Origin of the sequence: Xenorhabdus ehlersii, assembly GCF_003610465.1 — a bacterium.
In the GTDB taxonomy this organism is placed as follows: Bacteria; Pseudomonadota; Gammaproteobacteria; order Enterobacterales; family Enterobacteriaceae; genus Xenorhabdus; species Xenorhabdus ehlersii.
Window position 1 is genome coordinate 214,871 of record NZ_RAQI01000005.1, and the last position, 20,887, is coordinate 235,757.

Annotated in this window: 28 protein-coding genes; 21 read left to right on the forward strand and 7 right to left on the reverse strand. The window is 44.3% G+C overall.

All coding sequences use genetic code 11. The features are described 5' to 3' along the window. The first annotated feature begins 251 nt into the window (after nucleotides 1-251). Nucleotides 252-1,001: an SDR family NAD(P)-dependent oxidoreductase gene (locus tag BDE27_RS15755; RefSeq protein WP_099131685.1), complete on the forward strand. Its 750-nt coding sequence runs from the start codon at nucleotides 252-254 to the stop codon at nucleotides 999-1,001. 121 nt (nucleotides 1,002-1,122) lie between these two features. Next, complete coding sequence (locus tag BDE27_RS15760) at nucleotides 1,123-1,791, forward strand: epoxyqueuosine reductase QueH (protein ID WP_099131686.1); 669 nt, start codon at nucleotides 1,123-1,125, stop codon at nucleotides 1,789-1,791. A gap of 314 nt (nucleotides 1,792-2,105) precedes the next feature. Here the strand turns inward: BDE27_RS15760 and BDE27_RS15765 are convergent, their stop codons facing one another. Continuing rightward, complete coding sequence (locus BDE27_RS15765) at nucleotides 2,106-2,921, reverse strand: helix-turn-helix transcriptional regulator (protein ID WP_099131687.1); 816 nt, start codon at nucleotides 2,919-2,921, stop codon at nucleotides 2,106-2,108. A gap of 996 nt (nucleotides 2,922-3,917) precedes the next feature. Between BDE27_RS15765 and BDE27_RS15770 the strand changes: the two genes are divergently transcribed. Together BDE27_RS15770 and BDE27_RS15775 are read left to right on the forward strand one after the other, a co-directional pair. Further along, a complete protein-coding gene (locus BDE27_RS15770; protein ID WP_099131688.1) occupies nucleotides 3,918-4,412 on the forward strand; it encodes a bactofilin family protein in 495 nt (164 codons plus the stop codon). 16 nt (nucleotides 4,413-4,428) lie between these two features. Continuing rightward, on the forward strand, nucleotides 4,429-4,977 hold the full coding sequence (locus tag BDE27_RS15775; RefSeq protein WP_099131689.1) for a GNAT family N-acetyltransferase: 549 nt from the start codon (nucleotides 4,429-4,431) through the stop codon (nucleotides 4,975-4,977). A gap of 74 nt (nucleotides 4,978-5,051) precedes the next feature. Here the strand turns inward: BDE27_RS15775 and BDE27_RS15780 are convergent, their stop codons facing one another. Then, nucleotides 5,052-5,672, reverse strand: coding sequence for a phage repressor protein CI (locus BDE27_RS15780; protein ID WP_099131690.1), 621 nt, complete (start codon nucleotides 5,670-5,672; stop codon nucleotides 5,052-5,054). A 254-nt stretch (nucleotides 5,673-5,926) separates the two neighbouring features. Here BDE27_RS15780 and BDE27_RS15785 point away from each other — a divergent pair, with 254 nt between their 5' ends. From BDE27_RS15785 to BDE27_RS15840, 12 genes are all read left to right on the forward strand, one after another. After that, a complete protein-coding gene (locus tag BDE27_RS15785) occupies nucleotides 5,927-6,265 on the forward strand; it encodes a DUF5347 family protein (protein WP_099131717.1) in 339 nt (112 codons plus the stop codon). Between the two features lie 87 nt (nucleotides 6,266-6,352). After that, entirely contained in the window at nucleotides 6,353-8,308 is a 1,956-nt protein-coding gene (locus tag BDE27_RS15790) for a replication endonuclease (protein WP_099131691.1), read from the forward strand. A gap of 103 nt (nucleotides 8,309-8,411) precedes the next feature. Then, the gene (locus BDE27_RS15795) at nucleotides 8,412-8,651 is read left to right on the forward strand and encodes a hypothetical protein (protein WP_244208807.1); all 240 of its coding nucleotides are present in this window, start codon (nucleotides 8,412-8,414) and stop codon (nucleotides 8,649-8,651) included. 17 nt (nucleotides 8,652-8,668) lie between these two features. Continuing rightward, nucleotides 8,669-8,905 (forward strand): DinI-like family protein, encoded by a 237-nt coding sequence (locus tag BDE27_RS15800; protein ID WP_099131692.1) that lies wholly within the window; start codon nucleotides 8,669-8,671, stop codon nucleotides 8,903-8,905. Nucleotides 8,906-9,105: 200 nt separating this feature from the next. After that, nucleotides 9,106-9,309: a tail protein X gene (locus tag BDE27_RS15805; RefSeq protein WP_099131693.1), complete on the forward strand. Its 204-nt coding sequence runs from the start codon at nucleotides 9,106-9,108 to the stop codon at nucleotides 9,307-9,309. Nucleotides 9,310-9,327: 18 nt separating this feature from the next. Further along, nucleotides 9,328-9,849 carry a lysis system i-spanin subunit Rz gene (locus tag BDE27_RS15810; RefSeq protein ID WP_244208808.1) on the forward strand — a complete coding sequence of 174 codons (522 nt, stop codon included), beginning with the start codon at nucleotides 9,328-9,330 and terminating at the stop codon, nucleotides 9,847-9,849. 178 nt (nucleotides 9,850-10,027) lie between these two features. Then, nucleotides 10,028-10,663, forward strand: coding sequence for a phage baseplate assembly protein V (locus BDE27_RS15815; protein ID WP_099131695.1), 636 nt, complete (start codon nucleotides 10,028-10,030; stop codon nucleotides 10,661-10,663). After that, nucleotides 10,660-11,010, forward strand: coding sequence for a GPW/gp25 family protein (locus BDE27_RS15820; protein WP_099131696.1), 351 nt, complete (start codon nucleotides 10,660-10,662; stop codon nucleotides 11,008-11,010). The genes BDE27_RS15815 and BDE27_RS15820 overlap by 4 nt, the downstream gene beginning before the upstream one ends. 11 nt (nucleotides 11,011-11,021) lie before the next feature. Continuing rightward, nucleotides 11,022-11,930: a baseplate assembly protein gene (locus tag BDE27_RS15825; RefSeq protein WP_099131697.1), complete on the forward strand. Its 909-nt coding sequence runs from the start codon at nucleotides 11,022-11,024 to the stop codon at nucleotides 11,928-11,930. Continuing rightward, a complete protein-coding gene (locus BDE27_RS15830; protein ID WP_099131698.1) occupies nucleotides 11,923-12,531 on the forward strand; it encodes a phage tail protein I in 609 nt (202 codons plus the stop codon). The genes BDE27_RS15825 and BDE27_RS15830 overlap by 8 nt, the downstream gene beginning before the upstream one ends. Then, nucleotides 12,528-14,252 carry a phage tail protein gene (locus tag BDE27_RS20045; RefSeq protein ID WP_244208809.1) on the forward strand — a complete coding sequence of 575 codons (1,725 nt, stop codon included), beginning with the start codon at nucleotides 12,528-12,530 and terminating at the stop codon, nucleotides 14,250-14,252. The genes BDE27_RS15830 and BDE27_RS20045 overlap by 4 nt, the downstream gene beginning before the upstream one ends. 9 nt (nucleotides 14,253-14,261) lie before the next feature. Continuing rightward, a complete protein-coding gene (locus BDE27_RS15840; protein ID WP_099133799.1) occupies nucleotides 14,262-14,612 on the forward strand; it encodes a tail fiber assembly protein in 351 nt (116 codons plus the stop codon). 26 nt (nucleotides 14,613-14,638) lie between these two features. On the opposite strand, the gene BDE27_RS15845 is transcribed toward BDE27_RS15840, so the two are convergent. Next, on the reverse strand, nucleotides 14,639-15,403 hold the full coding sequence (locus BDE27_RS15845) for a phage tail fiber protein (protein ID WP_120211377.1): 765 nt from the start codon (nucleotides 15,401-15,403) through the stop codon (nucleotides 14,639-14,641). A gap of 198 nt (nucleotides 15,404-15,601) precedes the next feature. On the opposite strand from BDE27_RS15845, the gene BDE27_RS15850 reads away from it, so the two are divergent. Next, complete coding sequence (locus BDE27_RS15850; RefSeq protein WP_244208810.1) at nucleotides 15,602-16,057, forward strand: phage tail protein; 456 nt, start codon at nucleotides 15,602-15,604, stop codon at nucleotides 16,055-16,057. Then, nucleotides 16,054-16,650, forward strand: coding sequence for a tail fiber assembly protein (locus tag BDE27_RS15855; RefSeq protein ID WP_167450623.1), 597 nt, complete (start codon nucleotides 16,054-16,056; stop codon nucleotides 16,648-16,650). The genes BDE27_RS15850 and BDE27_RS15855 overlap by 4 nt, the downstream gene beginning before the upstream one ends. A gap of 25 nt (nucleotides 16,651-16,675) precedes the next feature. Here BDE27_RS15855 and BDE27_RS15860 read toward each other — a convergent pair whose 3' ends face one another. Continuing rightward, on the reverse strand, nucleotides 16,676-17,026 hold the full coding sequence (locus tag BDE27_RS15860) for a tail fiber assembly protein (protein ID WP_099134094.1): 351 nt from the start codon (nucleotides 17,024-17,026) through the stop codon (nucleotides 16,676-16,678). Nucleotides 17,027-17,028: 2 nt separating this feature from the next. After that, nucleotides 17,029-17,829: a hypothetical protein gene (locus tag BDE27_RS15865; protein ID WP_143707551.1), complete on the reverse strand. Its 801-nt coding sequence runs from the start codon at nucleotides 17,827-17,829 to the stop codon at nucleotides 17,029-17,031. 162 nt (nucleotides 17,830-17,991) lie between these two features. Between BDE27_RS15865 and BDE27_RS15870 the strand changes: the two genes are divergently transcribed. Further along, nucleotides 17,992-18,795, forward strand: coding sequence for a phage tail fiber protein (locus BDE27_RS15870; RefSeq protein ID WP_244208811.1), 804 nt, complete (start codon nucleotides 17,992-17,994; stop codon nucleotides 18,793-18,795). 26 nt (nucleotides 18,796-18,821) lie between these two features. Here BDE27_RS15870 and BDE27_RS15875 read toward each other — a convergent pair whose 3' ends face one another. Then, nucleotides 18,822-19,253 carry a tail fiber assembly protein gene (locus BDE27_RS15875; protein ID WP_099134126.1) on the reverse strand — a complete coding sequence of 144 codons (432 nt, stop codon included), beginning with the start codon at nucleotides 19,251-19,253 and terminating at the stop codon, nucleotides 18,822-18,824. 1 nt (nucleotide 19,254) lies between these two features. After that, nucleotides 19,255-19,590 carry a gp53-like domain-containing protein gene (locus BDE27_RS15880; protein WP_167450615.1) on the reverse strand — a complete coding sequence of 112 codons (336 nt, stop codon included), beginning with the start codon at nucleotides 19,588-19,590 and terminating at the stop codon, nucleotides 19,255-19,257. 222 nt (nucleotides 19,591-19,812) lie between these two features. On the opposite strand from BDE27_RS15880, the gene BDE27_RS15885 reads away from it, so the two are divergent. Next, nucleotides 19,813-20,274, forward strand: coding sequence for a phage tail protein (locus BDE27_RS15885; RefSeq protein ID WP_099134143.1), 462 nt, complete (start codon nucleotides 19,813-19,815; stop codon nucleotides 20,272-20,274). After that, nucleotides 20,274-20,870, forward strand: coding sequence for a tail fiber assembly protein (locus BDE27_RS15890; protein ID WP_244208812.1), 597 nt, complete (start codon nucleotides 20,274-20,276; stop codon nucleotides 20,868-20,870). The genes BDE27_RS15885 and BDE27_RS15890 overlap by 1 nt, the downstream gene beginning before the upstream one ends. Nucleotides 20,871-20,887 lie beyond the last annotated feature (17 nt).

The following is a 20,887-nucleotide window of genomic DNA, read 5'->3' on the forward strand; positions in this document are numbered from 1 at the left end:
CATATTATTATCGTTAACAAAATGTTGTGTTCTTTAAAAATAATCTCTGGCAGAAGAATAAGCAATGTCGGGAAAATTTAAGGAGGGATCTTTATTTCAATTTTTCATGTAAATAACGTGACTTTATTTTATATTTTTTAATATACTGATTTCATTTATTAAACTTGATAAAGTCACGGTTTAAAAATAAATTGAAGAATTATATTTTAGATAATAAAAAAACACTCACCACTAATACAAAAGGAAAAGCTATGTTCGATTTAGCAGGAAAAATTGCTTTTATTTCAGGTGGAACCAAAGGTATTGGCACGGGAATTGCCAAGGTATTGAAGCAAGCTGGTGCTGTTACCATTATTGCCGGCACTGATAAGCTGAGAGGAGAAGCCATTGCCAAAGAGCTGGAAGTTGATTTCATTCCCCTTGATGTGACTGATCAGGCAGCATGTAAAAATGTGATTGCTCAGATTGTTGAAAAGTACGGTAGGCTCGATATTCTTTGTTCCAATGCAGGTATTTTTCCACAGCATTATTTGAAAGATATGACTACGGAGGATTGGGATTTAGTGCACACCGTCAACCTTAAAGGGACATTTTTTCTGGTACAAGCGGCATTGAATGTCATGGAAAAGCAGCATTATGGGCGTGTTGTTATCACTTCATCAATAACAGGTGAGATAACGGGCATTCAGGGTTACAGTCACTATGGTGCCAGTAAGGCAGGGCAACTAGGGTTTATGCGCAGTGCAGCATTGGAATACGCAGGACAAGGTATCACCATTAATGCGGTTATGCCAGGCATGATTATGACGGAAGGCTTAAAGTCATTTGGTGATGAATTCCTCAGTTATGCGAAAGATAGCACGCCAATGCGGGCTTTGGGTACGCCTGAAGATATTGGCTATGCTGCCTGTTTCCTGGCTTCCGATGAAGCAAAATATATTACTGGGCAAACAATTGTCGTTGATGGTGGGCAGGTTTTGCCAGAAGTACAGGAGGCCTGATTCTTTTACAAAGATTGTCGTAAGACAGTAGAAAAAGGTAAAATGTCTATCCAGTAAACACAGGGAGGGGGTCTTTGTTCTCTTCCTGATTTTTTATTGTCTGAATCAGGTAAGAAATATTATGTCACTGAATTATGAGCGTAAATCTCTTCCACTGCCAAATGGGAACAAAAAAGTCTTGTTGCACTCATGTTGTGCACCATGTTCTGGGGAAGTGATGGAAGCAATGTTGGCTTCAGGAATTGATTTCACAATATTTTTCTATAACCCGAATATTCATCCCCTGAAAGAATACGAACTGCGTAAAGATGAAAATATCCGTTTTGCTCAGGAGATGGGCATTCCTTTTATCGACGCCGATTACGACCGTGATAATTGGTTTGAACGCGCGAGAGGAATGGAAAATGAGCCTGAACGCGGTATTCGTTGCACAATGTGTTTCGATATGCGTTTCGAACGAACTGCACTTTATGCCTATGAACATGGTTTCCCGGTGATTACCAGCTCACTCGGTATTTCTCGCTGGAAAAATATGCAGCAAATCAATGAATGTGGGGTTCGTGCTGCTTCCCGTTACCCTGACTTGATGTATTGGGAATATAACTGGCGTAAAGGGGGCGGATCTGCTCGTATGATAGAAATCAGTAAACGAGAAGAGTTCTATCAGCAGGAATATTGTGGTTGTATTTACTCGCTGCGGGATACTAATCGCCATCGTCTGGCTACCGGCCGTGAAAGAATTAAATTAGGTACAGTCTTTTATAGTGCAGATAGCAAGCAAAAAGAATAAAAAAAGCCTGCGCGGAAGCAGGCCAAAAATACGGCAAATACAAAAATCCCTGGTGGTGACTTAGAGCTTAGTCGGATTAGCTCTAAACAGTGATGAGTCACCATGACTATATGTGAGATGAGATACTGCCGTCCAATGGATTGCACAGATCAATAAGAGGAGATTGATCGATAAAAACGATCATACATAATTTAGGCAATATCTTGGCCTAATTGTGGTTGCGGCTTTTCAGTTTGATCTAAACAAGTTTATATAAAACTGAAAAGCCTTGATTTATGGAATATAGCACTAACTATTAGTTATTAAATGAATCATTAATCTTTGCCGTATCTGGAGCGATTAGGTGTACAGCCAAAACGTCGGCGATAGCTTTGAGTGAAATAGGACTGACTGGAAAAACCCGATTCCAATGAAATATCGGCGATACTCATTTCGCTATTTAGTAATAATTGATGAGCATAAAGAATGCGTTGTTCACTAATCCAAGCCTTGGGTGAAGTGCCATAGACACTGTTAAAAAGCTCCTTAAAAGACGTTAATCCCATACCGAATTCACGTGCGAAGTCATTCAATTTCCATTCTTTGAGATAGTGAGCCTCCATAAATGTTTGCAGGCGTTCTACCGGGCGGTTGCTTAATTTCCGTAGAATAGACATTAGCAGTGTTCCCTGCTTACCTAAGGAAAGCAGCAACAGTAACTCTTCAACTCTTAGTTGAACCAAAGCTGGAGGGGAATCATGCGCCAGTAAGTTTGCCAGCCCACGAATGCTTTCCGTTAACAAGGGAAACTGGTTAAAAGGAATCAACCTATAAGCAGGAAACTCGTGTCGCTCTAACTGACTTAATAATGATCCGAAACGTTGTAAAAAACTACGTAAAAACTCCATGTGTAAGGGTAACCATAATAGCTGACAACTTTCTGTATTGGTTTTAGCTGCATAACTTCCGGGGTGGGTAAAAAGGATTTCATTCGATTTAATGTGATAAGTGTTTATGCAATCTTTCCACACCATTTCGCCATCAAGTAAAATATATAGCCCTCTTTGTTTATGCTCCAGGATATTGAAATCCGGCATGGTTAATTGGATCGTACAAATATTCTTTTGATTTAAGCCTGTCGTCCTTTTCATCTAATACTCCTAATTTTCCGTATCGTGAGTAATCATTTTTTGATGAGTGCATGAAGTGTTTTTTATTATTAAGTAACCGTTGATATTATATAACTAAATAAATATTTGTGTTAGGTTTAAGTATGATTTTTTGTGGTTAAAAATTATTTTTCTGTTTTTTACCTTGTTTTGATCAATATCTGTATGGTTATTTTTAAGGTTAAGGTGTTGTTAATATTAAAATGATTTTTATTTATGGATTTTGTTTATTGAGTTATTTGTTTTGAAAATTTTTAGCCATGGAGAACATCAATGATGACATGGATTTCTTTTTTTTAATTATTCAAATGAATATTGAAATAGAAAATTAACATCAAAAAATATCAATTCTTGGTGATCGATATAATTTAAACAATGGTAGATTAACCCATTAAGTTCTGATTGTAGATTTATAGATGAAATAGCCATAGACTAAATGTCTATTGAGTATAACATGTTTTCATGGTTCTAACTATGATGCATTTTTCTTGTTTTTGTTGTTAATAAATTGTGATTTTATGTGATTTGTATATATGAAATAAGAAATGAAATTTATATTTATGGATTTTCTTATTTCATAAATGTGAGAAAATTCGACGACAAATCAGAGGATTAAATTCAAATAGAAGCTTTATCCGTGTAATAACGCTATAAATCACTCTGTTATAGCTTCGTAGATTGTTTTTTATACTTGTACAATGGTAGGATGTGCTTCCACAGCCTGTTTCTGTTACCTGCTAAGGCATATGTATAGATATATTTTGCTGATGAAATATAAGAAAAAACCACAAAAACGAGAACAATATGACAATGTATCGTTTTTCAGATAACGCTTTTTTATGCAGTGTATGGCTCCTTTGGGGAATTACATTGGGACTATATCTGTATGGTGCTCATTTTAGTTGCACCATGACAGCAATTTTATCTTTTTTAGCCTTAGTGTTTTACTTTATGAAAATGAAATTGAGAATAAACGCTATGTTTGGAAAAAAAATAACCGAGGCAGCGACTGCCAGTTCTGCGACACCCGCTATGGGCATCAAGCCTGAAGAGAAAAAATTACCTGAAGCCGAGATCCGTCCCAATACCATTATTGCAAAAAACTCTGTCTTCAAGGGGGATGTCGAAATGGAAGGGGATATCCAGATCTGGGGTAAAGTTGTTGGCAATATTCGCGTAAAAGGTGGTGCCATTCGGATTATGCATGCCGGTAAAGTAGAGGGTGAGCTGAATGCACCTGAAATTATCATTGATGGTCATGTTGAAGGCACGTGCTGTGCGGAAACATTAGATATCCTTGAACATGGCGAGTTACGGGGCATTAGCCGTTGTGGCAGTATGTCAATTCGACGTGGTGGATTATTTTTTGGTCAATCTGAACAGGTTGATAATAAGAAAAAACCAGAAATGGAACGAGTTATTTCCATTAGAGAAAATCAAGGCGATAAACCAAAAGCGAAAAGCAATACTTGATAATTAAGGAGGCGTTGTGGTTGTCGAATTGGAAACAGAAAGGTTGTGGCTCCGTGCCTGGAAAACAGAGGACAGAAAACCTTTCTTTCGCTTAAGTAGCAACCCTGACGTAATGGAATTTTTTCCTGACATACTGACTAAAACGCAGAGCGATACTTTTATCGATAATTGTATCCGCAAGTTTGAAACGCAGGGTGGTTGGGGATTATGGGCGGTTGAATTAAAACAGAGTGGTGAATTTATTGGCTCTGCAGGACTGAATATCCCGCACATCAAATTTCCATTCTCGCCTTTTGTTGAGATAGGCTGGCGTCTGGACAAGCCATTTTGGGGGCAAGGTTATACTTGTGAAGCCGCCCGCAGAATTTTTGACTTTGCGTTTACGGAAATCGGATTGGAGGAAGTTGTCGCTTTTACCACGGTTTCTAATTACCGCTCGGAAAATGTCATGAAAAAATTGGGTATGGTCAGAGATGAAAAAACATTTCTGCACCCTGGATTGGAAGAAAATCATCCACTAAGGGAGCATGTTCTGTACAGGCTTCGGCGTTCAGATTTTGTATGAAAATGGTTGAACGCCATCAAGGTTATCCTAATGGATAGAGATAACCTTGATGAAAACTGTTTTATGCCAGATTATTATTGTTTGGATATGACCAGAGCGACGCGGCCAATAAATTTGATATCGCTGATTGCACAATCAAAAGTGACGTCGCTATCGCTGACCCGAATCTTGCTGATTGGGATTTTGGCAATCTTTTTGATACTGTGCATACCTTCAATATCCACCAGCCATAAGCCATCTTGAATATTATCTTCCTGCGTATCTAGCAGATACCATGAGGCACCATCATCAACAATCAGCGGATTTTTGAGTTCCTTGGAAATCAACTCGCTGTCCAAAATCACCGGGCTAACGTCATTAAGTTTACCACCTGATAATTTTACACGAGAGATGGATGGGGCAATGATATCTTCTAACCGTTCCGCTTTTTTGCCGCTTTCTCCATCTGGGAACATTTCTCCCTGACCCGTGCTCAGCCACAGCAGTGAAGCGCCAGTTTCGAGATTGCACTGGATGATCCAATCCGCAGGGAAACTATCACGAAGGTAGCGGTTTGCCATCGTGCTTTTGGAAACGCCCAAATGGTCACTTAGGGCCTGACGTGATTTAAATCCATATGCGCGGACAAGACGTTCAATAGCAGGTCTTCCCCCACTATCGGCCCCCATTTTGATCTCAATATTGGTATTTTTCATTGACAGTACAGATAAGAGCTATTAGTATCCCGCCTAAGTTCTCGATATGAGACCTTTGGTGAGCCCAGATTGGTTAAGATGAAAACCATTGAGAGATATTGCATCATGAACGCCCAAATTTCAATCTTTATGCCTGATATCGAAAGTATTTCGGAAATGCCATTGAGGATAGGTAGAGAGTTTGAAATGAAGAGAATATTGGAAATAGCGGGGAATCTTGAGGATCGTTTTGTAGGAAAATGTTGAGGGAAAATATGGCGAATACTGAGCAAGAAAAGTTTACCCAGATTAACCTCGGCCAGCGGCTGGAAGGATTGAATCACCTGTCGAGGATTAGGGCGACATATTGGGGTGACAATGAAAAGGAGTTAAATCGGTTTTTGGCTGATATGCGTGATAAAAGAGATGCTTACTACGAACAGAATAAACGTGCGTTATCTGCCATTCTCTATTTGGCGAATATTCCGCACTCCCGCCACGATAGTGAATTCAACCATTTTACCCAAGAGGAAAAGCGGGCGCTGATCCAGGCGATGAATCATATCAAGGTCGTTGTCAGTCAATTTCCTAAGTACCTGACATTGCCTAATTAATTACAGCTTTTTAAACACGTTATCTCTTTTTTGAACAAATGGCATGGATACGCCAGGCTCTTACTCGTCCTGAATATGGTGAAATTGATGAATAGTAACGTTATCACTTATGAACAAAACATACCGCTGGGTGTTTCAATGGCGGAGCGCCTGTTATGGGAAGTTAACGCGGAAGATCATCAATGGCGTCACCAATATATAGGACAACTACCGGATTTCCTGGCTAAATACTTTAGCCGCCGTTATATCGATATCTTTAATCGCTCAGGCCGCCGTGATGCAAATTCTTTTCTGAGAAAAACGGTTGGACAGAATGTCCTGCCGAGATTGCAACGGGTAAAAGAAAGGTATCAGTTTAGCCATTGTGTCTCTAATGTAAGTGTTTCCGGTATGACGCCTTTTCCTTTTATTGAACAATTGGAAAATATGGTGACGTATGATCGCAAACGTCTCTTGAAACTTGCTCATGACATTTCCATTTTTATTTCTGGTAATTATGAGCACTATTCTTTGCGTATTTCCCAAAAACACTCATCAACTTCTGTTGGTTGCAAAGATGAGTCATTTTCCCGTGTCGCTAAATTGTACCAATTACTGGCAAAGCTGACTTTGCAATGTGGTACTCATCCCCCATATTGGCGGCGTTTCAATCATGGCCGCAAAATGCCATCTGTTGATCAACTCTGTTCTGGCATGTTGCGCATGATGTCTGCCCGTTGGTGGTATTTTCGTTTAAAGCGTTTGCGTGATATCCAATCTGAACATATGGCAATTGCCGTTGGGCAGGTACAGCAAGTCGCTTCTCCTTATGTTTCACGTCAGGCATTGCGGGAATGGTTGGAACAAAAACGGCGCAATCGTGAATTTTTCAAGCATTTTGATTTGGAAAATGAAAAAGGGGAACGAATTTCGCTGGCAGAGACAGTTGTTCATAGCAACGCGAATCCTGCGATCCGACGTTGCGAATTGATGGTCAGAATGCGCGGTTTCGAAGATATTGCCAACAAGATGAACTGTGTTGGCGAATTTTATACCATCACGGCTCCTGCGAAATATCATGCCGTCCAGCACAAAGGCGGGTTTGTCAAATCTTGGAATGGCGCAACGCCACGCGATACTCAACGTTATTTATGCGGTGTCTGGGCAAAAGTTCGGGCTGCGTTGGCACGGGCAGGTATTAATCTATTTGGTTTCCGTGTGGTGGAACCACATCATGATGGCACCCCTCATTGGCATATGGTGCTGTTTATGTTGCCGGAGCATTTGCAGCAAGTCAGAAAGCTCCTTGAGCATTACGCTTGTCAGGAAGAGCAGGGAGAGTTGCAGGACGATGAAGCCAAAAAGGTGCGTTTTAATTATCGGGCGATCGATCCCAATAAAGGTAGTGCAACAGGTTATATTGCCAAGTATATTTCTAAAAATATTGATGGTTATGCGCTGGAAGAAGAAAAAGACCATGAAACCGGTGAATCCCTGTGCGATATGGCAAAATCAGTGACTGCCTGGGCGAGTCGCTGGCGCATTCGCCAATTTCAACAAATCGGCGGCGCTCCAGTTTCGGTTTGGCGCGAATTGCGTCGACTCAGGGAAGTACGCCTGTCTGACCACAAGATAAACGCAGTGTTACAAGCGGCAGATGAGGGGAATTGGGCTGCTTATACTCAGGCACAGGGCGGGCCTTGGGTTTCACGTCGTGATTTAGTTATTCGCTTATCTTACAAAAATATCCCTTTTGGCAGCCCTTATGGTGAAGATGTTCAATCCATACAAGGCGTGACCTCACCATTTTTGTCGCATGCAGGATTTATTTGTACGCGGCTCCACCAATGGACCATCGTGCCAAAATCAGAATCGACGGTTACATCTGAACGAATTGTTTATAAAAGAAGCAAAAAATTTTCCTCTTGGAGTTCTGTCAATAACTGTACGGATGAACAGGGAAGTAGAAAGATAGCGGGTTATGCAGACCGTAGAATTGTCATAGCAGAAAAATCAAACAAATTGGCAAATATTTCTGCTAAAACAACAAACAATAGTTACTAACTATTAAATTTAATGACTAAAACAGGTAAAAACTACTTTAATTTTAGTCTTATTACGTGTACTGTATATATATACAGTTTATTATATGGAGGCAGATAGATCAGTGGAATCTCTTATAGAATCATTGGTAGCGCAACGTATCAATTTCATTGCCAGAATGGCAACAAGTTGCGAATGCAATCATGCGGAAGACAAAGAGCTGGCACTGGTTTGGATAGCAGAGCTATCTGCACCTTATGAAAAAAGATTTAACAGTTACCAGGGTAAACAGGAAAACAATCTGTTAGGTAATGAGGTGAGCAGCAACAAAATGTTAGGGAATTCGGGTTCAATAGAAGAATAGATTTGGCGGGGAAAAGCATGCGAGTAGAGATACTTTTCGATAAACGAGCTAATGTTTCTGAATCAGTCATATCTTCATTAGAAAGTGAACTAAAAAAAAGAATATTACCATATTATCCTGATACAAATTTTAGAATTGGAATTAGCAGTAGCACCTCCGTAAGAGTAACAGGGACTAAAAAAAGCAGTGAACACGACCACATGATGGAACTCATTCAAGAAGTTTGGGAGGATGATAGTTGGCTATCTGATTAACGCTGACAAAGGGGCAATATCCTCCAATGAATAGCATATCATTGTAATAAGAGATAATAACCAAGGGCAGGAAATGGTTTCCTGCCCTTGGTTTATGTATTACTGACCTAACAATCTTACTGTATTGAGGTATTTCGCTAATTATTTGATCATAACTCTCCGATTTACTAACTGACTTTTGCAAAGAGAAAGGAGAGTGTATGCAAGTTATCGCACAACAAAATGAGACAGTTGATGCCATTTGTTGGCGTCATTATGGCCGTACATTGGGAATGACTGAGCGTGTGTTGCTGGCAAATCCCGGATTGGCTGATTTTGGCGCAGTATTGCCTCATGGAACGAAAGTTGAAATGCCGGAATTTATGCCTGTTGCCAGCAGACCTATTATCCAGCTTTGGGATTAAGGGGGAGGCTGAACTCGTTTGTTGGGAATTAATACACTAAAAAAGATGCCCTTAATTATATGCCTGGTCATTGGTGGAAGTCTTGGCTGGTGGGGACATCGCTCCCTGTTTCTCAGCGAAGTGGCGGGTTTGAAACAGCAACATGCTGCACAGCTTGTTGCCATCAATCAAAAAGTCCATTCAGAAACGTTGGCAGCTATTCAGCAAATGAAAGATGCACAAAATCGGGCTGCACAATTGGATGAATACTATTCAGGAAAATTAGCTCATGTCACCGAAAAAAATGCGGCTTTGCGTGCTGACATTATTGCTGGTCATCGGCGGGTGCAAATCGCCACCGCCAACCTTGCTACCTGTCAGCTCACCCAAAACCGAGATACCCGCCCCCGCCGTATGGGCGATGGAACCCAAGTCGAACTCACTGCAAAAGCTGGACGCGCTATTTACGATATCCGAACCGGCATCATCAAAGACCAAGCCAAATTAGACTATTTACAACAGTATGTACGGGATGTTGTTCGGCAGTGTAAATCAGAATGATCGCATCTTATTGCAATGCTGTTTAACGCGATACAAAAAACCATAAAAGGCCTTCTTTTATTCCTGAGAAGGCCTTTTTATTTCTTTGATTAAAAAGGATTTTTATTCTGGATTTGTATGCTGTTTCCTACAAACCCAGTTTAATGTCCAACCTCCTGTTTCATGGCATTCTTACGTCATGAACACACAACTCACTGAACTGATGCGCTTATTGCGCAACCTGATCCGAACCGGCGTCATTACCCAAGTGGATACCACAAAGGGAAAGTGCCGAGTCGCGACAGGCAATCTTGAAACCAACTGGCTGCACTGGTTGACATCCAGAGCGGGAAACTCCCGCACATGGTGGGCGCCCAGTGTCGGTGAACAGGTTTTATTACTGTCCATAGGCGGAGAGCTGACAACCGCTTTTGTATTGCCTGCGATTTTTTCAGATGAGTTTCCGGCGCCATCAACATCACCTGAAGCGACGCATATCAAGTTTCCGGATGGTGCCGTGATGGAGTATGAACCGCAATCTGGCGCATTGACTGTGACTGGCATCAAAACCGCGACAGTGACTGCTTCGGATTCCGTCCATATTACCGCGCCGGAAATCACCTGTGTCGCCAGCACCCGAATTACGCTGGATACACCGGAGGTCATCTGTACGCAGCTAATGAGCACAGGCAACTTGATTGTGCGCAACGGCGGCAAAATGACGGGCAATATTGAACACACCGGAGGCACATTCAGTTCCAACGGCGTGATCGTGGATTCCCATAAACACACCGGCATCAGGTCAGGCGGTGACACATCAGGAGGCCCCGTATGATGTACCTGGGAATGAATCGGCAGACGGGCCGAGAGCTGACCGATTTGGCACATATCCGGCAATCCGTCAGCGATATTTTATTAACCCCTGTGGGCAGCCGTATCGCGCGTCGTACCTACGGCTCTTTGCTACCAGAACTGATTGACTGGCCACAAAACGCAGCGCTCCGGCTTCAGGTTATGGCGGCCAGTTATACCGCAATCAGCCGTTGGGAGCCACGCGTGATGCTGACCTCCATCACGATGGAAACCCGACAGGACGGCAAAATGGTGGTGGATATTACGGGTACTTATCATCAATCCGCCAAGGAATTTTCACTTTCTATTCCGGTGAGCCATTCCCGGTGAGGTAATAAGTCATGCCAACAATCGATTTAAGCCAGTTGCCACCACCGGATGTGGTTGAGCCACTGGATTACGAACAACTGCTGGAAGAGCGCAAAAAAGGCTTGATCTCGCTCTATCCAGAAGATCAGCAAGATGCCATTGCACGTACTTTACAACTGGAATCTGAACCTTTGGTCAAGTTGTTGGAAGAGAATGTTTATCGCGAATTGCTCTTGCGTCAACGGGTTAATGAAGCTGCACGGGCGGTGATGGTGGCCTATTCAACAGGCAGCGATTTGGATCAGTTGGGGGTGAACAACAACGTATTCCGTATGGTTCTGCATCCTGCAGATAATTCTACCGTGCCACCGACACCGGCGGTGATGGAATCTGACAATGACTACCGCGTACGCATTCCACAGGCTTTCGAAGGCTTGAGTGTTGCTGGCCCGGTTGGTGCGTATGAATACCATGCCCGCAGTGCGGATGGTCGCGTCGCTGACGCTTCGGCAATCAGCCCGTCGCCAGCTAATGTCACAGTGACCATTATGTCGCGGGAGGACAAGGGTGTTGCTTCCAAAGAGCTGCTGGAAATAGTCGAAAAAGTGCTGAACGATGAAAACGTGCGTCCAGTGGCGGATCGTCTGAAAGTTCAGTCAGCAAACATTGTGGAATATGAAATTGATGCGGTGTTGTACATCTTCCCAACACCAGAATCAGAACCTATCCGTAAGGCGGCAGAACAGCGACTGAAACACTATGTTGAAGCCCAGCACCGTTTGGGGCGTGACATTCGTTTGTCAGCGATTTATGCCGCACTGCATGTGGAAGGCGTCCAGCGCGTGGAATTGAAAGCGCCGTTGAAAGACGTCGTGCTGGATAAAACCCAGGCATCTTACTGCACCAAAACGACCCTGACGATGGGAGGTTCGGATGAGTGATCGCCTTCTACCGATGGGTTCAACCCAGTTAGAACTAGCGGCTGCCAAAGCTTGCGCTGAATTACAGAAGGTTAAGGTTCCGTTACGCGAGTTGTGGGATCCAGACACTTGTCCGGTATCACTTCTACCCTATCTGGCTTGGGCCTGGTCTGTTGATCGCTGGGACGAACGTTGGTCTGAGAGCACCAAAAGGGAAGTGATCAAAAGCTCTCTATTCCTGCATAAACATAAAGGAACGATTGGTGCGATTCGGCGAGTTGTCGAGCCATTGGGTTATCTCATCCGTGTAAAAGAGTGGTGGCAAACCAATGATGCTCCGGGTACTTTCCGGCTGGATATCGGTGTATTGGAAAACGGTATTACCCATGAAATGTTCGAGGAACTGGAAAACCTGATTTTTGATGCCAAGCCAGTGAGCCGACATTTAATTGGGTTGGACATCAACCTAGATACACGCGGTGAATATCACTACTCGGCGGCGACTTACAGTGGTGATGAACTGACAGTTTACCCTTATTTCCCAGAGCAAATAACAATATCCGGCTCAGAAGTTGTGGGCGCGGGCATACATATTATTGATGACATGAGGATTAGACCATGAGTACCAAATATTTTGCGCTGCTGACGCAGTTAGGCGCAGATAAGTTAGCAAATGCTGCGGCATTGGGTACTAAAATTGAAATTACCCATATGGCCATAGGTGATGGTGGTGGCAAGTTGCCGACACCGGACACCAAACAAACCAAACTGGTTAATGAAAAACGTCGAGCAGCGATTAACACGCTGAGCATTGATCCAAAAAACACCAACCAAATCATTGCAGAGCAGGTTATTCCTGAAAACGAAGGTGGCTGGTGGATCCGTGAGATTGGCCTGTTTGACAAAGATGGCATTTTGATTGCTGTGGGTAACTGTGCGGAAACCTACAAACCCCAATTGCAAGAGGGTTCCGGCCGTACCCAGACTATTCGCATGATCCTGATTGTCAGTAGTGCTAACGCGGTGACATTAAAAGTTGATCCATCGGTGATTTTGGCTACGCGTGAATATGTGGATGATTCTATTAAGAAACATGCAAATAGCCGTAACCATCCTGACGCGACGCTGCAAGAGAAGGGATTTGTGATCCTGAGCAGTGCGGTGGATAGTAATAGTGAAACGCATGCAGCAACACCGAAAGCGGTGAAGGCGGCGTATGATTTTGCTAAAGCAGCGGATAATAATGCCAATGGTCGCGTTCCGGTAGGGCGTAAGGTGAATGGTAAGGCGTTGTTGGCGGATATTGCTCTGAACGCAGGTGATGTTGGAGCGTACTCTAAGGGCGAAACAGATACTAAGGTAGGGGAAGCGACAAAACAGGCAAATGCCGCGAATGCTAATGCAAACACTCGCGTGCCTTCTACCCGCAAGGTAAATGGAAAAGCACTGTCGGCGGATATTGCACTGAACGCAGCAGATGTTGGTGCATATAACACAACCCAAACTGACGCTAAGGTGAGTGAGGCTAAATCTTTAGCTAATACTGCAAACCAAAATGCGGCTAATGCAAATAATAATGCCAACACACGTTTGGAGAAAAACAAGAACGGTTCGGATATTCCAAATAAAAACGAGTTTGTGAAAAACCTCGGTTTAGCGGAGACGGTGAAACGGGCGGAAAATGCCTACCCTAAAACGGGTGGGACAATCACGGGTCGCGTTGATATCAATTCGCGTTATGGCGCGCTCCGCCTGAACGCCCCCGAACGCAATTCAGACATTTTTGTCGAGTTTGGTTCAGGGGATAGCAGGGACGCGTTCCTCGGATTCGGTTCTCGGGACACAAAAACGTTCACAATTCACAACGATAAAACGAGTGCGAAACTGCAAATTAACGAATACGCCGCGTTTAATGATAACAAATTGCTGGATGTGAGTGACATTGTATCCCACACCGGGTCATCAACAAAAACAGTGATGAGCCAGAAATCTACAACCGCGGCGATTAACCGCAACGCCAGTCTGGGAATCAATCAACAATGGCAGGATGTGACAGGCAACAGAAAACCGTATGTTGCGTATAAAAACAATACCGACAGGCCAATATACATTTCTGTTACGTATCAGGAACTGGTTATCCGCGATTGGTACGCGCTAATGGCATTGAACATTAATGGGCAGGATATTGCGTATTCCGGTACGTCAATCAGCGCCCACGAGGGGGTTATTGAATCCCGCGCGTTCGTTACGGGGATTATTCCACCCGGCGCGAGCTATTCCATGTCAATGTATACCAACCATGACGTCAATGACGGAAATTTGCGCTGGTATGAACTCAGTTAACGGGGCAATATGAAATATTTTATCGATAAAAAAACACAACAAATTTACGCATACGAGGATTGGGTTGACGATTCTGCAATTGATTCCGGCCTGACGCCGATCGCAGAGGCTGAGGCATTGGCAATTGCAAACCCGCCGCCAACACCGGCGCAATTGCAACAGTGGGCTGAATCGGAAAAACGTTATCGCATGTTTCAGGCTGCAAATGTTATAACACCGTTACAGTACGCAGTGGATTTGCAAATGGAAACGGATAGCGAACTGGCGGCATTGGCAGAATGGAAAAAATATATGGTGTTATTAAACCGCGTAGACTGTTCGACAGCACCCAATATTGACTGGCCTAAAGCGCCAGAATAACAATCAGGGGCACTATGCCCCTATATTTATTCCGACTCAGTCAATTTCCGTTGTTGCTGATTCCAAATAGAACTCTCTGGCATCTGGACACGGACAGATATAGACCGACCGGCGGGGATATCAATCGGGTCACCGTCTGAATAACTCTCTCGTACATTTTGGGCGAATGTAGGTGCTTCTGCATGCTCACGGTGGTAGGTCATTAATTTGATGGCACCATCGGGTAGCACTTTGTAATCCACCCAAATCAACGGCAGTTTATTTTTACACAGCGGTATCTCAACCCCACCATCAACACCGCCCCATGCCGCATCAGCATTAAACCCCAGCACGTTTTTGATGAGATAGACGCCCTCAGACAGACGCTCGACAATAGCACCCTCGGATTCGTCGTTGGTGGTAAAGGTGCCACCAGGGTAGATTTGGATAATGGGGGATGCTGTTTTTAGGTAGCCATCAACGACTGTGGTGTTACTGGTGGTATATAACGCATACCATGTTGGATTTTCGCGGGCAGCCAGGGCATGACCGTAATAAATTAGGCCGTTAGCATAACTAGCTAGAAAACCGGCATACCCCGCACTGGTATCACGTGCTCCAATAACATGCCAATAGCCATGAGTACCTAACGGTGCAGGAAATCCTGCGCTATAGGAGTCTACTAGCACTGAGTAACCAACCGGTTTGCCCCATTCACCGGATTTCAATGTCGTACGCGGTGTGTGAGTTTTGCCTAAATTAGTCCGTTCCACCCGTTCTACGGTTCCCGCTAAACCGACGTTTAGTCCCAATCAAAATTCATAACTGAATAAAGTATCCAACGAATACCCTTCTAAAAAATCAATTAATCATAATTTTTATTTATCATTTTTCCATTTGGAAACTTTCTGGATCCTCGTTCTGAAATTTGGAATGTTTAGGAGGTATCTTTTAACGTCGGTTTATCGGCAGGCTCAGCATTACCTGTTGGCGTACCGATTCCGTGGCCGTTGGCAACCCCTCCGGCTGGGTGGCTGAAATGTAATGGTTCGACGTTTACCGCTGCTCAATATCCAGAGCTGGCGCGTGTATACCCCTCATTGAGATTACCTGACCTGAGGGGTGAATTTATTCGTGGATGGGATGATGAGAGAAATGTTGATATTGGGCGTGCACTCCTCAGCGGCCAAAATTCCGCATTTCAGAACCATTTTCATGCATTACCAACAAGTAACGGTGATAGTGGCATGGAGGAAACAGGGATCACAACTGTTTTTAACGATAGTAAATCGTCAAATTTCGCGTTGAATCTAACAAATACACAACTTCCAGTCGGAAATAACGCTGGATTGTGGAACGGGACTTATTTCAGAACGTATAGCTCCAGCATTTATGGTGGTTTTTCTGTTGCAAATGAAACCCGTCCCAGAAATATCGCATTTAACTACATTGTGAGGGCAGTATAATGACTGCAAAATTAAACAAAAATCTGATCGCCACTGTAGCGGGTGATATCACTGTTTATAACTATGCGGAGGATACCAGAGAATATTTATCTGCTACGGTGGAATATCTGGCTATTGGGGTAGGCATTCCTGCACACTCGTGCGTTGATGCGCCGGATGAACGCAGGGTCGGTTATGCTATTTGCCGCACGACGGATTTATCCTGCTGGGAATATGTTGCTGACCACCGTGGTGAAACGGTGTACAACATTAAAACAGGTGCCGCACAGGTGATTGCAGCGCTCGGTGATTATCCTCCAAACACAACACCAGACGCACCCGCTACCCCATTCGATAATTGGGATGGCAAACGGTGGGTGACAGATGCTCAGGCGCAACGCTTGCATGAACAGGAACAGGCTGAGTCTCAGAAAAAATATCTCATGTCTCAGGCCACCAATTCCATCGCCCCGTTACAGGACGCCGTCGATTTAGGCATGGCAACCGATGCCGAAAAATCCGCATTAACCGAATGGCGTAAATATCGGGTGCTGCTCAATCGGGTGGATTGCTCAACCGCCCCCGATATCCCATGGCCGGAACAGCCGGAGTGAACACAGGGGCCATCGCCCCTGATTGTTATTCTGGCGCTTTAGGCCAGTCAATGTTGGGTGCTGCCGAACAGTCTACGCGGTTTAATAACACCATATATTTTTTCCATTCTGTCAGTTTGCTCTGCTCTGCGTTCGTTGCCATGTGTAGATCGACGGCATATTGCAGCGGGGCGATGGCATTTAAAGCCCGTGACATTAGATACAATTTTTCCTGTTCTGCCTGTTGCTGCAATTGCTCCGGCGTTGGCGGCGGGTTCGCGATTATCCGCGCTTCCGCCTCAGTAATCGGAATAAAATCCGATTTGATGTGTTTATCCTGAGAGCCGTCTGATTCAAAACCGTAAACCCGCCCGTCGTTCGATTTGTAATATTTCATGATTACCTTAATTCAACCCACGAATCAATAAAATCGCCATCATTAGCGATATACGCATTGACATCGTAATGCGCCCCTGTGGGGACAATAAAAAACACGCTCATCTCCACTTGTGGCCCATCGAAATCTGACCAGTTATACGCGACTTGAATTCCATTGACATTGGCACCAATTCCGATTGCACCCAGTTGTTTTTTTCGCGGTTTGGTTTTAACAAATACGGCTATTGGCTTGCCTGCATCATTTTTATATTGCGTCCCACCTATCCGTTTATACCGGACATTCTGCCAGCTCTGGTTAATGCCAATACTGGCGTTTTCAGCAACATCAGACAGCAAAGCTATCTCGCCGGATTTTTTGCGCAGATTGACGTAATATTGCGTTTCAGTGGTGCTATCCCGATAAAACACTGTGAGCATTTCCGGTTTTTCATGCGGCACGGCAGATAGCTGAACGTAATACCCGTTCGCATTTTTTAGTTTCACGCCTGCCCAGTCATGCGTAGCCTCAACATCCACACCACCGCACGAAAACATGTCATGTGATTTTTTCAGGGCAAAACGCCCGTTCGATTCGCTAGTCGAATACACACCAATTTCGCGGGGTTCGGGTTTGTGAGCCTCACTGTATACCTGCGACCACCGCCCGTCGGTATGGCGATCATGCAGCGTTGTTCCGCCAATCCAGCCTGTCGCCTCAATATCACTGGTAGTCCAAACTTTCCCCTCAATGGTTCCGCCTGTTTTAGGGTAGGCATTTTTCGCCCGTTTCACCGTCTCCGCCAAACCGACGTTTAGTCCCAATCAAAATTCATAACTGAATAAAGTATCCAACGAATACCCTTCTAAAAAATCAATTAATCATAATTTTTATTTATCATTTTTCCATTTGGAAACTTTCTGGATCCTCGTTCTGAAATTTGGAATGTTTAGGAGGTATCTTTTAACGTCGGTTTATCGGATACGGTGCCCAATAGTCGTCGAATTAACGGTAAACCGCTAACAGGTGACGTGAATCTGAACGCGGCTGATGTCGGTGCACTAAAAGTGGGTGATTATGGGATCGGTTCCCAACCCGTAGGAATCAGCTCACCCGCTGAATATGATGCCAACTCTATGACAACAACTGGTTGGCATAGTGGCGGTGGCTATGCTGCTAAAAATTTCTACAACACCCACGCCCCTATCATGGTGATGACACGTACTGGCGGTAGTGATAGCACGGGAATGGTCGCACAAATTCAGGTGGATGATGCAGGGATGGCGAGCCGTTACCGGTTGGGTAATCGGTGGAATAAATGGAATACCATTTGGGGTACAGCGAATACTACTGTTATTGATGGGTTCCTGAAAAAAGCTAGCCCCATCATCAAAATCTGGAATGACGGGAAATTTGAAACAAATGACGAATCAACGGGTGCTATTGTCGAGCGTTTGTCTGAGGGCGTTTACCTCATCAAAAACGTGCTGGGATTTAATGCCGATGCGGCATGGGGCGGTGTTGATGGCGGGGTTGAGATACCGCTGTGCAAAAATAAATTACCGTTGATTTGGGTGGATTATCGCGTGTTACCCGATGGTTCCATCAAAATCATGACCTACCACCGTGAGCATGTAGAAGCACCTACATTCGCCCAAAATGTACGGGACGGCTACTCCGACGGTGATCCGATTGATATTCCTGTTGGTCGGTCTATATCTGTCCGTGTCCAGATGCCAGAGAATTCTATCTGGAATCAGCAACAACGGAAATTGACTGAGTCGGAGTAAATATAGGGGCGCACAGCCCCTGATTGTTATTCTGGCGCTTTAGGCCAGTCAATGTTGGGTGCTGCCGAACAGTCTACCCGATTGAGCAATACCCGATATTTGCGCCATTCGGTCAATGCGGATTTTTCGGCATCGGTGGCCATATCGAGATCAACAGCATCCTGTAGCGGGGTAATAGCCATATCTGCCTGTTGTCGCAATGATGATTTTTGTTGTTCCGCCTGTTGTCGCAATTCCTCTGGCGTCGGCGGGGGTGGCGGCGGAATATCAACCCAGCATGGCATTCCATAGCTATCAGCTCCGCGCAACTTTCCTGATTTGGACTGGCTAAACTCCAAAAATACCGCATCAGCTACAGGAATGACATCATCAGGTAGAGTACCAGCGGTTTTATATTCCGCTAACAACGAAACGGGGTAAAAACTCAGAGTGGAACAGCTAAATAAATAATTTTTCATATTAATACCCTATTGCCATATATGTCACGACAGGTGGATAACTGGGTTCGTACAGGGATTGAATTAACAACTCTGCGGATTTTTGGTCGACTATTTTTGTGATGGCAATTAAAACCCACTGGCGGCTCGTTCCTCCATTTAAAACAGAATTTGTTAATGAAATACATTTGCTCGGAAATTGAATAGGGAATGCAAACATCCGCTGTGACTGATACCAGTCATTTTTACCCGCTCCCAGCGTTGCCGTTTCTCCATGTACCCGCCCCCATTGAATTATTAACCCACTGGGCAATTTTTGATAACCAGATTCAGTTAATTGGGATTCAAAATTTCTCATATCAGGAATCTGATTGCGCGCGTTTCCTACGGTTCGATAGACCGTCTCCGCTAAACCGACGTTTAGTCCCAATCAAAATTCATAACTGAATAAAGTATCCAACGAATACCCTTCTAAAAAATCAATTAATCATAATTTTTATTTATCATTTTTCCATTTGGAAACTTTCTGGATCCTCGTTCTGAAATTTGGAATGTTTAGGAGGTATCTTTTAACGTCGGTTTGGCGGCAGGCTCGGCGTTACCGGTCGGTGTGCCTATTCCGTGGCCGTTAGAAACCCCGCCGGCTGGCTGGTTGAAATGTGATGGTTCGACATTCAATGCAGAACAATGTCCGGAGCTAGCGCGTGTATATCCCTCACTACGATTGCCGGATTTGCGGGGAGAGTTCATTCGTGGTTGGGATGGCGGCCGCGGGATAGATGCGGGACGTGCTCTACTCAACTGGCAGGATGATAGTTTTCGCGCACATAATCATGGAATTACAGCATTTGATGCGTGGGAACCCACGGTGTTGACACCTAATGACCGATCTGGGGACGAGCTGTTGTCGACTGATAACGTCGTTAGAGATGGACGCAATCGGAACGGAACCGACAACCACAAATATCAAACCCGGAATGGAGGGGGGAGTGAGACCCGCCCCCGTAATATTGCATTTAACTACATCGTGAGGGCTGCATAGTGATTCAGGCAGAATTGAATAGCGATTTTATCGCCATCGTGGCCGGAAATATCACCGTATTTCATTACAATGAGAAAACGCATGAATATATTTCGTCCTCTGTAAATTATTTACCCGTCGGTGTCAGCATCCCTGCACACTCGTGTATTGATGCACCGAGTGAACGCAGGATTGGTTATGCTATTTGCCGCACGACGGATTTAGCCGGCTGGGAATATGTTGCTGACCACCGTGGTGAAACGGTATACAACATTAAAACAGGTGCCGCACAGGTGATTGCAGCGCTCGGTAATTATCCGCCAGACACAACACCAGACGCCCCCGCTACCCCATTCGATAAATGGGATGGAAAACAATGGGTCACGGATATTGCGGCCCAACAGGTGTATGAGGTACAACAGGCTGAATCTCAAAAACGACAATTGTTGGATACAGCCAGAGCCAAAATTGATATTTATCAGGATGCTGTTGACCTCGATATGGCCACCGATGCTGAGCAAACCGCATTAACCGAATGGCGCAAATATCGGGTACTGCTCAATCGGGTAGACTGTTCGACAGCACCCAACATTGACTGGCCTAAAGCGCCAGAATAACAATCAGGGGCATAGTT